This window comes from Halohasta litchfieldiae (assembly GCF_002788215.1).
Lineage (GTDB): Archaea > Halobacteriota > Halobacteria > Halobacteriales > Haloferacaceae > Halohasta > Halohasta litchfieldiae.
Genome location: NZ_CP024845.1, coordinates 1,793,529 through 1,807,239, shown reverse-complemented (window position 1 = coordinate 1,807,239; position 13,711 = coordinate 1,793,529). Strand labels below are relative to the sequence as shown.

Below are 13,711 nucleotides of genomic sequence, written 5' to 3'. Positions count from 1 at the left end.
GGTTACGAGAGTGCCTCCGTCAGTGCGTCGACGACGCTGTCGACGTGGTCCTTTTCAATCGTCAGTGGCGGCAGGAAGCGGACGACGGTCCGGCCTGCCGGAAGCGCGAGTACCTGATGGTTGATTGCGAGATCACGCAGGACTCGATTGGCCCCGCGTTTGACCTCGACACCGATCATCAGCCCGTTGCCGCGAACCTCCCGAACCGGGAGGTCGTGTTCTCCGGCAGCCGCCTCGATTTCGGCCATCATGTACTCGCCCATCTCTGCAGCGTGACCGGGCACATCTTCGTCCATCAGCGTTTCGAGGGTTGCGTTCGCTGCGGCGGCGACGACCGGCCCACCAGAGAATGTCGAGCCGTGATTCCCACAGTCTTCGGCGATCCAGTCGGCACACAGCGTCGCGCCAAGCGGCATCCCATTTGCAATGCCTTTCGCGCTCGTTAGTATATCTGGAACCACGCCAGCCTGTTCGCAGGCCCACAGCGTTCCAGTCCGGCCGACACCGGTCTGAATCTCGTCAAACACGAGTGCTGCCCCTACATCTTCGGTCACCTCGCGGGCCGATTCGAGGTAGTCGACCGTCGCGGGATGAATTCCGCCCTCGCCTTGGACTGGTTCCAAAAAGACCGCCGCCGTCTCGTCGTCGACAACGTCTGCGAGTTCCTCCTCGTCGCCGTAGGACACGAACTCGATGTCGCCAGCGAGTGGCTCGAAGGCGGCCTTGTACTTCTTTTTCCATGTCATCGCCAGCGCGCCCATGGTGCGACCGTGGAAGGCGCGCTTGGTGGCGACGATTTTGGAGTTCCCGGTCGCACTCCGGGCGAACTTCATCGCGGCTTCGTTGGCCTCAGTGCCCGAATTGCAGAGCCAGACTTTCGAGAGATCGCCGGGCGCGAGGTCTCCAAGTCGTTCGTAGAGTTCGGTCCGGACGTCGACTGGGTACGACGCTTGGACGTAGGTCAGCGTCTCGGCCTGCTGTTGGATGGCTGCGGTCACGTCAGGGTGGCTGTGACCCAGCGGTGCAACCGCGTAGCTGGCACCGAAATCGAGGTACTCGGTTCCATTTTCACTGTAGAGGAAGGGGCCCTCGCCGTGGTCGATATCGATTGGCTTCTCCGAGAAGACGAAGCCGCTCATTGGTCGACCTCCGCTGGCCCGTCTTCGTCAGCATCCAGCACACTCCGGTGGATCGTCGTTCCGGTGCCACCGAGCGCATCGGTTACTGGGTTGTCGCTGTTCGCATCCGCGACGTACACTGCTGGTGCGCCGCCCTCCAGTGCCTCGGTCGCTGCCATCACTTTCTTTGTCATAAATCCTTCTGCGGCCGTTTTGACTGCATCCAACTCCTCGGCTGTTGAGGCCGATTCGATCAGCGTCTCCGGGTCCTCGGGGTCTGCGTAAATTCCGGTCACGTCAGTCAACATAATAAGCTCTCCGCCGAGTGCGCCCGCAATCGCTGCCGCCGAGCGGTCGGCATCCGCGTTGACCGGGGTCACCGACCCATCCTTGTTCTCGCCAAGCATCGGGACGCTCACGACTGGCGTATAGCTATCGGCCAACAAATCGGCCAGTAGGTCGTCGTTAACGTCGGTGATCTTGCCGGAGTGGTCGCCGCGCTTGATCTTCTTTTTGCCGTCTTCAAGCACGCGAACCGCCGATTTCCGGGGGCCAGTCAGCAGGCCACCGTCGACACCCGAGAGGCCGAGTGCGTCGACGCCAGCGTTCCGAAACAGCGTTGTCAGTTCGGTGTTGAGTTTGCCGGCCATCACCATCTCGAAGACTTCGATAGTCTCCTCGTCAGTAAAGCGACCAGTGACACCGCCGGGTGTTTCGACATAGGTCGGCTCGATGTCCATGCGTTCGAGCGTCTCGTCGACGGCGGTCGACCCGCCGTGGACGACGACTACATCACGTCCATCCGCGACGAGCGAGGCGATGTCGCTCACTGCGCCTTCGGGGTCGACGGCTTTCGCACCGCCGATTTTCACCACGACCGGTGGCCGAGTGCCACCGTCCGCGAGAAGCTGGTTCGCCCGGTGGGCGGCCGATTCAATCGAATCTGTCGTGTCGTATCCGGTCATAGTAATAACTCGTCTTCGGCGGCGTTAGGGAGCGCCTACCGGGTGCAGACCTGCGAAGTCGAGGCCTGCTGTTTCGTCGAGGCCGAGCGCAATGTTGGTGCCGTGGATCGCCTGCCCGGCCGAGCCCTTCATCATATTATCAATTGCAGAGAAGGCGACGATGCGCTTGTTCGAGGCGTCGAGATCGAAGCCGACCTCACCGATGTTGGTTCCGGCGACCGCCTTCGGCTCGGGGTAGCGGTAGACACCGCTGCCGCCAGAGACCAGCCGCATGAACGGCTCGTCCTCGTAGCTCCCGCGGTAGGCTTTCCAGAGGTCACCCTTTGAAACGGGCTGGCCGGGGAACACGTGGCAGGTCGCCGACGAGCCACGGATCATGTCGACCGCGTGCACCGTAAAGGACACCGAGACACCGAGGAACTGCTCGATTTCGGCCTCGTGGCGGTGGGAAATCGGTGCGTACGGGCGAACGATGCCAGAGCGTTCGGGATGGCTGGATGCGGCTCCGCCGCCTGCGCCACCCTCCGAGGAGCCGACTTTGACGTCGACCACGATATCCTCGCTCCCGTCGAGAATCCCAGCATCGAACATCGGTTTGAGGCCGAGAATCGTCGACGTGGCATTACAGCCACCGCTCGCAATCAGCTCCGCACCGGGCAACTCGTCGCGAGTCAGTTCTGGCAGGGCATAGACGCTTTTATCGAGGTATTCGGGCGCACTGTGGCCGTCGTACCACTCCTCGTACTGTTCGGCCGTATTTAAGCGGAAGTCCGCCGAGAGGTCGACGACCGTGTCGGCGTGTTCTTCGAAGGTGTCGATCTGCTCCATCGAAACGCCGTGGGGCGTCGCTGCGAACAGCACGTCGACCGACTCCAGGTCGTCGGGCGAGCTAAATCGGAGATCCAACTCACGAAGGTTGGGATGTGAGTGACCGACTGTCTTGTTCGCCTTCGACCGACTCGTGGCCTGTGCGACTTCGAAGTTCGGGTGGCCTGCAAGCAGGCGGAGTAGTTCGCCGCCAGTAAATCCGGTGCCGCCGATGACGCTCGCGGTGTAGGTTTCCCCGCTCGCCCCGGCGTCGTTTCCACTGCTCATGTAGTCGTAATTTCGTCAGTCTGGTTACTGGCTTTCGATTCCAACCAGTCGACCACGGCGGCCGGAACGTCGATGTCGACACAGCTATCGAGGGCTTTGAACTCGACGTTGTGGTTGATCTCGTGGACGGTGTACTCGCCGCTTTTCTCGCCGCCGACCTCCATCAGGTCGACGCCGAGCAGGCCGCCACCAACTGCGTCGCTGGCCTTCTCGACGAGTTCGAGCGCTTTGTCGTCAAGCGCGAAGTCGTCGGTTTCGCCACCTTTGGCGGCGTTGGTCAGCCAGTGGTCCGAAGTTCTGGTCATCGCGGCAATCGGCTCGCCGTCGACCGCCAAGACGCGAATATCGCGTCCCGGCTTGTCGACGAACTCCTGAATGTAGAATACCTTGTGCTCGTAGTGGCCCAAGACTTTCTTGTGTTCCAAAATCGCCTCGGCGGCGCTCTTGGAGTCGATTTTCGCCATCAGTCGACCCCACGAGCCGACGACCGGCTTCAAGACGCAGGGATAGCCGAACTCCTCGATGGCTTCCATCGCGGTGTCAGTTGTAAAGGCGACCTTCGTCTCTGGTGTCGGCACGCCAGCCGCATCGAGCGCGAGACTGTTTTTGGCCTTGTCGGCACAGATGTCGGCAGTCTCGGGGCTGTTGACGACCGGAACCCCGTAGTGGTCGATAAACCGGGTCGCATACAGCGACCGGCTCGTTGAGAGACAACGGTCGACGACAATGTCGCAGTCCTCGACGTCGGCTGTCGTCCCATCGAGTCCGAACTGATGCTTTCGGACGTCGATCTTTTCGATCTCGTGGTCCCGCTCCCGCAGCTCACCCAGCAGGAGCTTCTCGTCTTTGCGAATCCGCGAATACAGAATTCCGACTTTCATAGTTTTGTCACGTTATGGCGTGAAAACGCCACCGCGGCTGCGGTCGTCGCTGCCAAACTTACTCGCCCCAGTCCTCTTCGAGTTCCGGAGCCGTTTCGAGAACCGGTGGGTCGGCCGAAATGACTTCGAGTTCCGCGCCACAGGTTCCACAGTCGATGATCTCTCCTACTTCGAGGTCGTCGTGCAGGGAAACCTCAGCCCCACACTCCGGGCATTCTGCGTCGCTCATGTATGTACCCAATCGTTGCCAACCTATATACTTAAACACATCGAACTTGTCTGAAAATTTACAAAAGACGGAGTAACCACTCAGGGCAGTTTATTGCGTTTCAGCGCATCGTAGAAATTCACGGCCGAATTTCATGGCGGTATGTTGCCCCCAGAGGGGGTCGCCGGAGTCTACACATAGTCGTCGACCTCCGAGGCCAGCTCTGATTCGGCGGCTGCCAGTGCCTCGCGTTCGTCAGCCAGTCTCTCGCTGTCGACCGCCAACGTCTCGCGTGCGCCCGCGATGGTCGCTTCGACAGCCTCGGGAGCCGGGCCGCCCTGTGAATCTCGGCTGTCGACGCTCTGGGCCGGATCGAGTGCCTCGGTGACAGCCTCCTCGCTCACGAACTCGAACAGCGAGTCACCGAGTACTTCCTCGGCGGCTGCGTCAAGTATTGCGGCTGAGACTGCTGTGTTTTCCTGTTCGGACTCCTCGGCAGCCAGCGCGACGACTTCGTGGGCAGTCCGGAACGGGAGTCCGGCCATCGCCAGCAGATCCGCAATTCCGGTCGCCGTCGAGAAGCCTGCTCCGGCCTCGGCGGCCAGTCGCTCTTCGTTCCACGTCGCCGTGGCGACTGCGCCCGCTGCGACCGACGAGGCTTCGACGACGGCGTCGACCGCCCGAAACGTATGCGGATGGGCGCGCTGGAGATCACGGTTGTAGGCTCTCGGCAACCCTTTGAGCGTCGTCAGCAGTCCAGTGAGTTCGCCGGTCGCATCGCCAGCGACCGCGCGAGTCAGTTCCAGCGTGTCGGGATTTTTCTTTTGGGGCATGATCGACGAGGTCGAACTGTAGTCGTCCGACAGATCGAGAAAGCCCTTGTTGGCGAAGATGATGATGTCCTCGGCCAGCCCCGACAGCGTTGTGGCGTGAATCGCCAGCGCGCTTGTTGCCTCGGCGAGGAAGTCCCGTGCCGAGGAGGCGTCCATCGAGTTGTCGACCACACTGTCGAAGCCGAGCAACTCGGCTGTGCGCTCGCGGTCGATATCGAACGGTGTGCCCGCGAAGGCCGCGCCGCCCAGTGGTGATTCATTGGTTCGGTCGTAGGCATCCAGCAGGCGCGCCGTATCACGGGCAACTGTCGACGCATACGACATGAGGAAGTGGCCCACCGTAATCGGCTGGGCGGGCTGGAGATGTGTGTAGCCGGGCATCAGGGTTTCTGTGTGCTCAGCCGCCGCTTCGATCAGTGCCTCGCGCAGCGCAAGGGTCGTTTCGGCGGCCTCTAAGAGATCCTCGCGGAGTCGGTAGCGAATACAGGCGGCCACCTCGTCGTTACGGCTCCGGGCGGTGTGCATCTTGCCGCCATCGGGGCCGACACGGTCGATGACTGCCGATTCGATGGCCTCGTGAACATCCTCGCCGTCAGGGAGTTCACTGTGGCCTGCCGTCTCGACAGCCGCGAGTGCGCTGAGAATGTCACCCGCCTCCTCGTCGCTGATGATCCTCTGTTCGGTGAGCATCACGACGTGTGCCTGGTCGACCGCCAAATCAGCCGCAAAAATCCGGCTGTCGCCAGCGAGACTCGACAGGAATTCGCGGGCTGGGCCGCCGCTGAAGCGGTCCCGGCGAACGACTGTTTCGTCCTCGCCTGCTGTCGAGTCTCCTGTCATACTTACTCCTCGTCGCCGCCGTCAGTCGACACCTGTTTCTTGGCTTCGGCGGCCTTCTTCGCTTGGGCCGCAATGCGGTCCTGATAGCCGTGGTATTTGGCAACACCAGTCGCGTCCTCTTGGGTGATCTTGCCGACTGTCTCGGTGTTGAACGAGGCTGCATCGGCGGAGTACACTGCGTAGTCGCTGTCGCGGCCGACGACGCGTGCTTGGCCACCCTCAAATCGGATCGTCACCGAGCCGGTGACCTTCGTTTGGGTCTCCTCGATGAAGCCTTCGAGTGCGGCGACAAGGGGACCATCCACGAGGCCCTCGTAGCCTTTCTGGCTCCACTCGTCGTCGACTTGTCGCTTGAAGTCGCGTTCCTCTTTGGTGAGGACGAGCGCTTCGAGACCTTCGTGGGCATTCAGGAGGGTCGTCGCGGCGGGGTGCTCGTAGTTCTCGCGGACCTTCAGGCCGAGCATACGGTCTTCCATCATGTCGGTCCGACCGACGCCGTAGGAGCCAGCGAGTTCGTTGAGTTCCTCGGTGAGTTCGATGGGGTCCTTCGCCTCGCCGTTGAGCGCGACCGGATACCCGTTTTCGAACTCGATTTCGATCTCCTCCGTCTCGCCGCTCGGCGCGGTGGTCCAGTTGTAGATCTCCTCGCCGGGGACGTAGTCGGGTTCTTCGAGGTCGCCGCCCTCGATGGATCGGCTCCAGAGGTTGGTGTCGATAGACCACGTGCCCTCGTTGCCAGCCTGCACGGGGAGGTTACGCTCGGCGGCGTACTCGATCTCCCAATCGCGGGTCATTCCCATCTCGCGGACGGGCGCGATGACTTCCAGATCGGAGGCGCGCCAGACGGCCTCGAATCGGAGCTGGTCGTTGCCCTTCCCTGTGCAGCCGTGGGCGATCCCGTCGCAGCCTTCCTCCTGGGCGACGCGGAGAATCGCCTTAGCGATCACGGGGCGGGCGAGTGCGGTGCCGAGTGGGTAGCCCTGATAGTCCGCATTCGCACGAACGGCATCGAAACAGAGGTCGACGAACTCCTCTTTTGCCTCGACGACGTGGTGTTCGAGATCGAGCGCCTCGGCGGTCTCTCGGGCCTCTTCGAACTCTTCTGCCGGCTGGCCGACGTCGACGGTGACGCCGATTACTTCGTCATACCCGTACTCCTCTTCGAGAACCGGCACACAGACGGTCGTATCCAGACCGCCACTGAACGCCAGTGCCACGCGTTTTGTCATTACCTACACTGTATGAGTTAGGGGCCTTAAATTCAGCGCTTTAATTTTTTGAAAATAGCGGTATACAGCAGGCTACGCGCCTGAAAACAGGGAGTCAGGGAAGAAAACAGACAACGATCGGACCGAAATCGTCGGCCCGGTCGTCAAAACGAGGCGAGGTCGGCCACGTATGGCCGCCCCGCTCGCGGTAGTCGCCGGGGTGCCCGCTGGCACCGTCGCCGCCGCTCTTGGGTAAGAAGCGAACTCGGTCGACGACTAACTGCCATTAGTTCCTCTATTTGGGGTCTCCTACAAAACGGTTGCGTGATCCCGCTTTGCATGTGTGGCTCCCACATGCCATGGTTGGTCTCGATACGCTCGATTAGTCGTCGCCAGCCGAGGCGTCGACATCGGGTTCCACTGTTGGTCCACCCGTGCCCCGAACGTCGCTTTCGCGCCACGTTCCGCGCCGGAACCAGAGCCACGCGATCACCGCTCCGGCAACGTTCGAGACGAAAAACGCGGTCCAGATCCCACGTACGCCGAAGACCAGATCGGCGTAGGGAATCGGCAGCCGGAACTGCGAGGCGATGTAGGCCACCGGCAGTCGGATCCCGGCGAGTGTCAGAATCGAGATCGCCGCAGCGACGAGCGTCTTGCCCGCCCCGCGGAACCCACCGACGAACGCCCGCATAATACCAGTAAACCCGAACGACAGCGAGACGTACCGGAGGAGGGTGGTCCCTTCCTCAATAACAGCAGGATCGTTGGTAAACACACCGACGATGGGTGTCGGAACGAGGAAGATGAGTACACCGACGACCCCGAGAATGACGAACAGCCCTTTGGCTGCGAGGTAGTTTGCCGTCTCGGCGCGGTCGTAGTTACCCGCCCCGATGTTTTGGCCCGACATCGTCTCCACACCGCGGGCAACGGCGATTGCTGGCAGGAAGATGACCGACAGCACTCGGGTTCCGATCCCGAATGCTGCGACGACCGAGGTCGAAAACAGCCCGACGACGATCAACAGTGCGTTGATCGAGAGCGCACGACCGGTCCCCTCGATGCTGGCCGGGACCCCGATCTTGAGGATTTTGCGGAGGTACTCGAAGTCGGGTTTCATGTCGACGAGATGTATCTGAATCCCACGGCTCCCCGACAGCATGATGCCGAGACCGACGACCATCGCGAGACTCCGCGAGAAGATGGTCGCGATAGCTGCCCCCTCGATCCCCATACCGGTGAACCCCGTCGCGGCGAACAGGTCCGCTTGGAGCCCGGCCAGCCCGACCATCCCGAACAGCGGGTTGGCCTCGAAGCCAAAGATGAGGAAGGGATCGAGAATCACGTTGATCACGACGGTTCCGAACATGACGACCATCGGGGTGATCGTATCACCGGCCCCGCGCATGAGCGCAATGAACACGAAAAAGCCGAACATAAACGGCAGGCCGAGCGCAATGACCTCCATGTAGGCGGTCGCTCCCGGCAACACCTCGGGTGAGGCCCCGAGGAACGCGAGAAACCCCTCAATGAATGGGTAGGCGCCGACCCCCAAGATGACCGAGCCAATAAGCGCGAAGGTGACCGTCTGGGAGGCGGCGTACTCGGCCTGTTCGATCTCTCCGGCCCCCGTATGCTGGGCGACCAGCACACTCCCTGCGACCGACAGCCCCATCCCAAGCGAGATGAGCAGAAACACCATCGGGAAGCCAAACGAGATGGCTGCCAGCGCCTCCGTCGAGTAGCGGCCGAGCCAGAACGTATCGGCCAGATTGTACGCGGTCTGCAGCAGGTTCGTGATCACAATCGGCAGTGAAAGGTAGACTAACGGCTTGAGGATACCGCCCTCTGTCAGTTCGAGTTCCTCCTGTCCTTTAAAAAAGCTCACGCGCGTTCCTCCGGTCTCCAGTCCAACTGCCCTTCGAGATAGTCTTCGACCACGTTGCGGGTTTTCGCAGGCTCTTCGCCGAGTGCGACCATTCGAACGTGGCCGCCGTTGATTGCCGTGCTGACGAACCGCGCGATCTCTTCGGCGTCGACGTCCGCGAAGTAGCCTGACTCGATCCCCTCCTCGACGGCCGTTGTGACGACTGTCCGGACTGTGTCGTCCAACTCGTGGAACCGGTCCCGATAGGTGTCGTGGTAGGGTGCTTGGGATTTCAGCTCCATGAGTGCGACCGGAAACTCATCGCTGCTGGATTTCGGTGGGCTAAACACTGCATCGAGAAGCGTTGTGAGCTGTTGGCGTGGGTCAGATGACTCACAACTCACCTGTTGTTCGAACCGGTCGACCAAGTCATCGAGAAACGCGTTCAGTAGCTCTTCTTTCGTATCAAAGTGGTAGTGGATCGCCGCTGTCGTCACTGAGGACTCCGCGGCGATCCGCTGCATCGTGAGATCTGCATACCCATACTCACAGAGGCTCCGACCGGTTGCCCGGATGATCGTGTCGGTGGTCTCCGTATCCATCGTTGCCTCCCACTTACTGACTAATTAGTAAGTATGCTTTGGTACGGCGGCCTGCGCTCATTTTTCGTCCAGAAAACGTGGCATACAGTTACATCCAGACCGGATCGAAGCCGGTGTCGACGCCGAGCAGCCAGAACGTGCCGGCGATACCGACTGCAGCCGCCAGCGGGAGCGTGAGATTGTCGTCGACAGCCACCCCGCGAATAATCGGTTTGACGCCGTCTGCGATGGCTCCCAGCAGTGCGCCGCCAGCCGCGGCGGCTGCGCCCACGGCTGGTGTGCTCCATGCCACCGTAAACGGCGCCGAAAGCAGGAAACAGACGCCGAACGTCGCGCCAATGACCGCCGGTCGCTTGTGTTCGTGGGGACCGTTTGCGCCCAGCGCGCCACTGATCGGATCGGCGATTGTCAACATCAGGATGGCCGGAATCGTGACTGCCGGACCGAACAGCAGCGCGACGAGAGTCATACTCGACATATAAAACAGGTAGCCCGCAACGTTGTCCTGTTCGTACTCTCGTGTCAGTTCATCGTAGAGCCAGTGGTTCAGTCCGACACCGAGGCGCAGGAACTCTAAGGCGAACGTGACCAGGGTCGCACCGATCATGAAATACCGTAGTTGTGTCCACGTTGCTAACCCAAGCAAGTACAGCAGTGGCATGCCGACACCGCTGATGTGGACTGCCCGTCGACTGTATTCGCTCATCGCGCAGTCCTGCTCACGTTGTCGTCACGTCGGTTTCGACATTGCCGTAACGATCTCTGAGGTCGCTAAAGCCCCGGTTGCCCGCCAGCAGTGCCTCCAGCTCTTCGGCCACCGCCTCAACCGGGAGCCGGATCTGGGTCGCCGAATCCCGCTCGCGGAGCGTGACTGTCGGCTCGCCGTCGCTTTCGAGCCCGTCTTGGTCGACGGTCACACAGAACGGCGTGCCGACTTCGTCCTGTCGGCGGTAGCGGCGGCCAATCGAGCCCGAATCATCGTAGGTGACCGAAATCCCAGCCTGCCGAAGCGACCGCGAGACGTTCTCCGCTACGTCGATCAGTTGGTCGTCGTTGCTGACCAGCGGGAACACCGCGACGTTGGTCGGGGCGACCTCGGGTTTCAGCGAGAGATAGCTTCGCGTCTCGCCGTCGACCTCGTCGGTGCTGTAGCCATGCTCAAGGAGCGTATAGACCGTTCGGCCAACACCGAACGATGGCTCGACGACGTGGGGCGTGATGTGTTCGCCCGACTCGGTCTGTTCTTCGACCGAGAAGTTCGCTACCTCGGTGTCGACCGTGTAGCTCTCGCCCCCAGTTTCGACTGTCACCTCGTCGCCCTCGAAGGCGTCGGGGTCGTCTTCAGCGAGCGCCTGAAGCCCCTCGGCCACGTCGGCGGCCGCACCGCCGAACTCGGGACCGAGTGCCGACATATCGGGGTCGACGACTGCTTTTTCGACGGTCACCGGCTCGTCATAGCGCTTGAAGATCGTAAACCGGTCTTCGGAGTACTCGCCGTGTTTGGTCAGGTCGTAGTCGCCGCGGTAGGCGAAGCCCGCGATCTCGATCCAGTTGCCCGAGATCTCGCTTTCGGCATCCCAACAGTCGGCGGCGTAGTGGGCCCGTTCGCCGGTGAGATGCTGGCGGAACCGGAACCGATCCATGTCGACGCCGACGCGTTCGTACCACTCTTGGGCAATGCCGAGATAGTAGGCGACCCACGGCGAGCCGATGATCTCCTCGTCGACTGCCTCACCGATGGTCGTGTCGACGTAGCCGCCGTCCTCGGCGTTCTGCTCAGTTGCGGGGTAGAGCGTGACCTCAACGTCCCGTACCTCACCGAGCGGTGGCTCGTCTTCGTCGGGATCGATGAACTGCTCAAGTTCTGCCTGTGTAAACTCACGCACGCGAATGATGCCGCGCCGGGGGCTGATCTCGTTGCGGTAGGCGGGACCGATCTGGGTCACACCAAAGGGAAGCTGTCCACGGGCGTACTCCTTGAGCCGCGGGAACTCCACGAAGATGCCTTGGGCGGTCTCGGGTCGCATGTAGCCGGGTTGGCCCGAGCCGGGGCCAATCGAGGTCTCGAACATGAGGTTGAAATCCTCGACCGGCTCGTCCGCGAGATCGGCCCCGCATGTTGGACAAGCGAGGTCGTGTTCCCGGATGAGGTCTTCGACTTTGTCGACGCCGAGGGCTTCGGCATCCTCGATATCCGCGACTGCGTCTTCGATCAGATGGTCGGCTCGGTGGCTTTCGCCACATTCGGCACACTCGACGAGCATGTCGTCGAACCCATCCAAGTGACCGGAGGCCTCGAAGACGGCTTCCGGCATGATTGTCGGGGCCTCGATCTCGTCGTTGCCGAGTCGGACGGTGAACTGGTCGCGCCACGCCGATTCGACGTTGTGCTTGAGCGACGCACCCTCCGGGCCGAAGGTGTAGAAACCGGCGGTCCCGCCGTAGGCTCCGTTCGAGCCGAAGAAGAAGCCGCGGCGTTTGGCCAGCTCCATGAGCTCGTTTTGCTCGGCCATCTACAACCCCCCGAGCAGATCCATATCCCGAACGATGCCGACGAGATCGCCGCCAGCAACCAGCGGGATCTGCTCGATATCGTTCGTAATCATCGCCTGTGCGGCCTCCTTTGCGGTCTTGGTTTGGGAGATCGTTACCACATCGCTGGTCATGATCTCCGAAACCGGTTCGGCCGGAATCTCGACGTTTCGAGTCGGGAAATAGCTGTTTCCAACTGCCTTGATTCCTTCCCAAGCCCACTCGGAGTCCTGTTCAGCAATCGATTCGCCGGTGTCGTCCTCGCCTTCGACCACGCGAGCGACCTCGACGATGTCGACCTCGGTGAGCATCCCGGCCATCTCACCCTCGTCACCGAGAACCACGGTGTAGGGGACGTTGGCGTAGTAGATCTCGCGTTCGGCCACCGCCAGCGGGGTCTCGACGTAGGTGGTGTTGACATCTCGCGTTGCGAGCTCACCGACCTCCCGGTCGCCGTCGATCTCTGCGCGGGCGATTGCTCGGACGACATCGGTGAGCGTGATGATGCCAGCGAGCTCCGTCTCGTCGTCTTCAGAGACGACGGGGAGTCGACGGGCAGTCTCGCGCTGCATGAGGTCGGCGGCCTCGTGGATATCGGCGGCGGTCGTGATCGTCGGCACCTCACGCATGAGGAGCGCCAACTGGTCTTCGTCGGGGCGGTCGATCAGATCGTCTCGGGAGACGAGTCCGCGGTAGACCTCGCGTCCGTCGCTTTCCTTGACGACCGGGACCGACGAAAAGCCGTGTTCCTGTAGGTACTCCAGAACGTCGTCACGGGTGCCGGGGAGTTCGACGGTCACCAGCTCCGACCGCGGCGTCATCACGTCGACTACATGCATAGTTCGCGTACCGTTGGCCAGCCTCTTGTATCATCCGAACGCCTGCTGCTGCTCACTACGCGTATATACATGTACATTCGATACGTTTATATGCACCAAAGTGTGACAGTGAACCATGCCACAGGAACACACACCTGTTGCCGATGGCTCCGACGCCGAGGTGATGGCCTCAATCGACGCTTCTGCCAGTAGTCCCTCCTATATCATCGCGGACATCAGCCGCGATGACGCGTGGCTCTCGGTACGCGAGGCCGACGCACCGGTCCTCGCCGAGTGGTGTTGACCTGTTTGTAACTCCTCAGTCTTCGGTCCAGTAGTACAGCGACTCTTTGCTTGCCTCACAGTTCGGACAGTGGTCGGGAATATCCTCGATCTCGCCCATCTCGCCGCACTCCAGACACCGCCACATCAGATAGGCTTCGCCGAACTCGCCGCTTGTCGTTCGCTGATGCTCGCCCGCACCGACGTCGACTGAGACGACAAGCCCACCGTTGATCAGTTCGCCGACGACCCCAAGCTCCTCACCGTTTTCGTTGAATACGGTGTCACCGACACTCACTGGTGCGTCGACGCTCTCGGTTGGATCCATCTCACTCATACGGAGAGCTACGGCTAGCTGTTGCATAAGTGTGTCAAACAGTCGCATTCGGTGACTTTCTGCCCGAAAATTGTCTCACTCCCGTCGACAGAACCAGTCGACGGAATATCTCCACTCGAAAC

14 protein-coding genes are annotated in these 13,711 nt (G+C 61.3%); 1 reads left to right on the top strand and 13 read right to left on the bottom strand.

Annotation, left to right across the window (positions count from 1 at the left end; all coding sequences use genetic code 11):
* Window positions 1-2: 2 nt before the first annotated feature.
* From HALTADL_RS09145 to HALTADL_RS09090, 12 genes are all read right to left on the bottom strand, one after another.
* On the bottom strand, window positions 3-1,139 hold the full coding sequence (locus HALTADL_RS09145) for an aspartate aminotransferase family protein (RefSeq protein WP_089670598.1): 1,137 nt from the start codon (window positions 1,137-1,139) through the stop codon (window positions 3-5).
* Window positions 1,136-2,083 carry an acetylglutamate/acetylaminoadipate kinase gene (locus HALTADL_RS09140; protein ID WP_089670599.1) on the bottom strand — a complete coding sequence of 316 codons (948 nt, stop codon included), beginning with the start codon at window positions 2,081-2,083 and terminating at the stop codon, window positions 1,136-1,138. Before HALTADL_RS09140 ends, HALTADL_RS09145 begins: the two co-directional genes overlap by 4 nt.
* A gap of 24 nt (window positions 2,084-2,107) precedes the next feature.
* On the bottom strand, window positions 2,108-3,178 hold the full coding sequence (gene argC, locus HALTADL_RS09135) for an N-acetyl-gamma-glutamyl-phosphate reductase (RefSeq protein ID WP_089670600.1): 1,071 nt from the start codon (window positions 3,176-3,178) through the stop codon (window positions 2,108-2,110).
* Window positions 3,175-4,059: a lysine biosynthesis protein LysX gene (lysX, locus tag HALTADL_RS09130; protein WP_089670601.1), complete on the bottom strand. Its 885-nt coding sequence runs from the start codon at window positions 4,057-4,059 to the stop codon at window positions 3,175-3,177. The genes argC and lysX overlap by 4 nt, the downstream gene beginning before the upstream one ends.
* A gap of 58 nt (window positions 4,060-4,117) precedes the next feature.
* The gene (gene lysW / locus HALTADL_RS09125) at window positions 4,118-4,288 is read right to left on the bottom strand and encodes a lysine biosynthesis protein LysW (RefSeq protein WP_089670602.1); all 171 of its coding nucleotides are present in this window, start codon (window positions 4,286-4,288) and stop codon (window positions 4,118-4,120) included.
* A 170-nt stretch (window positions 4,289-4,458) separates the two neighbouring features.
* Entirely contained in the window at window positions 4,459-5,940 is a 1,482-nt protein-coding gene (gene argH / locus HALTADL_RS09120; protein ID WP_089670603.1) for an argininosuccinate lyase, read from the bottom strand.
* A 2-nt stretch (window positions 5,941-5,942) separates the two neighbouring features.
* Window positions 5,943-7,169: an argininosuccinate synthase gene (locus tag HALTADL_RS09115; protein ID WP_089670604.1), complete on the bottom strand. Its 1,227-nt coding sequence runs from the start codon at window positions 7,167-7,169 to the stop codon at window positions 5,943-5,945.
* Window positions 7,170-7,530: 361 nt separating this feature from the next.
* Window positions 7,531-9,039, bottom strand: coding sequence for an MATE family efflux transporter (locus tag HALTADL_RS09110; protein WP_089670605.1), 1,509 nt, complete (start codon window positions 9,037-9,039; stop codon window positions 7,531-7,533).
* On the bottom strand, window positions 9,036-9,620 hold the full coding sequence (locus HALTADL_RS09105) for a TetR/AcrR family transcriptional regulator (protein WP_089670606.1): 585 nt from the start codon (window positions 9,618-9,620) through the stop codon (window positions 9,036-9,038). Before HALTADL_RS09105 ends, HALTADL_RS09110 begins: the two co-directional genes overlap by 4 nt.
* Window positions 9,621-9,708: 88 nt before the next feature.
* Window positions 9,709-10,326: a diacylglycerol/polyprenol kinase family protein gene (locus tag HALTADL_RS09100; protein WP_089670607.1), complete on the bottom strand. Its 618-nt coding sequence runs from the start codon at window positions 10,324-10,326 to the stop codon at window positions 9,709-9,711.
* Window positions 10,327-10,339: 13 nt separating this feature from the next.
* On the bottom strand, window positions 10,340-12,133 hold the full coding sequence (gene glyS / locus HALTADL_RS09095; protein WP_089670608.1) for a glycine--tRNA ligase: 1,794 nt from the start codon (window positions 12,131-12,133) through the stop codon (window positions 10,340-10,342).
* Window positions 12,134-12,991, bottom strand: a complete 858-nt coding sequence (locus tag HALTADL_RS09090) for a CBS domain-containing protein (protein WP_089670609.1) — start codon at window positions 12,989-12,991, stop codon at window positions 12,134-12,136.
* Between the two features lie 115 nt (window positions 12,992-13,106).
* On the opposite strand from HALTADL_RS09090, the gene HALTADL_RS17740 reads away from it, so the two are divergent.
* Window positions 13,107-13,274 carry a DUF7556 family protein gene (locus HALTADL_RS17740; protein ID WP_177171881.1) on the top strand — a complete coding sequence of 56 codons (168 nt, stop codon included), beginning with the start codon at window positions 13,107-13,109 and terminating at the stop codon, window positions 13,272-13,274.
* A gap of 15 nt (window positions 13,275-13,289) precedes the next feature.
* On the opposite strand, the gene HALTADL_RS09085 is transcribed toward HALTADL_RS17740, so the two are convergent.
* Window positions 13,290-13,589 carry a DUF7130 family rubredoxin-like protein gene (locus HALTADL_RS09085; RefSeq protein WP_089670610.1) on the bottom strand — a complete coding sequence of 100 codons (300 nt, stop codon included), beginning with the start codon at window positions 13,587-13,589 and terminating at the stop codon, window positions 13,290-13,292.
* Window positions 13,590-13,711 lie beyond the last annotated feature (122 nt).

Excerpts from the sequence above, each read along its gene's own strand:
- HALTADL_RS09145 (WP_089670598.1), bottom strand. The coding sequence starts at position 1,139 with ATGAGCGGCTTCGTCTTCTCGGAGAAGCCAATCGATATCGACCACGGC.
- HALTADL_RS09140 (WP_089670599.1), bottom strand. The coding sequence starts at position 2,083 with ATGACCGGATACGACACGACAGATTCGATTGAATCGGCCGCCCACCGG.
- argC (WP_089670600.1), bottom strand. The coding sequence starts at position 3,178 with ATGAGCAGTGGAAACGACGCCGGGGCGAGCGGGGAAACCTACACCGCG.
- lysX (WP_089670601.1), bottom strand. The coding sequence starts at position 4,059 with ATGAAAGTCGGAATTCTGTATTCGCGGATTCGCAAAGACGAGAAGCTC.
- lysW (WP_089670602.1), bottom strand. The coding sequence starts at position 4,288 with ATGAGCGACGCAGAATGCCCGGAGTGTGGGGCTGAGGTTTCCCTGCAC.
- argH (WP_089670603.1), bottom strand. The coding sequence starts at position 5,940 with ATGACAGGAGACTCGACAGCAGGCGAGGACGAAACAGTCGTTCGCCGG.
- HALTADL_RS09115 (WP_089670604.1), bottom strand. The coding sequence starts at position 7,169 with ATGACAAAACGCGTGGCACTGGCGTTCAGTGGCGGTCTGGATACGACC.
- HALTADL_RS09105 (WP_089670606.1), bottom strand. The coding sequence starts at position 9,620 with ATGGATACGGAGACCACCGACACGATCATCCGGGCAACCGGTCGGAGC.
- HALTADL_RS09100 (WP_089670607.1), bottom strand. The coding sequence starts at position 10,326 with ATGAGCGAATACAGTCGACGGGCAGTCCACATCAGCGGTGTCGGCATG.
- glyS (WP_089670608.1), bottom strand. The coding sequence starts at position 12,133 with ATGGCCGAGCAAAACGAGCTCATGGAGCTGGCCAAACGCCGCGGCTTC.
- HALTADL_RS09090 (WP_089670609.1), bottom strand. The coding sequence starts at position 12,991 with ATGCATGTAGTCGACGTGATGACGCCGCGGTCGGAGCTGGTGACCGTC.
- HALTADL_RS17740 (WP_177171881.1), top strand. The coding sequence starts at position 13,107 with ATGCCACAGGAACACACACCTGTTGCCGATGGCTCCGACGCCGAGGTG.
- HALTADL_RS09085 (WP_089670610.1), bottom strand. The coding sequence starts at position 13,589 with ATGAGTGAGATGGATCCAACCGAGAGCGTCGACGCACCAGTGAGTGTC.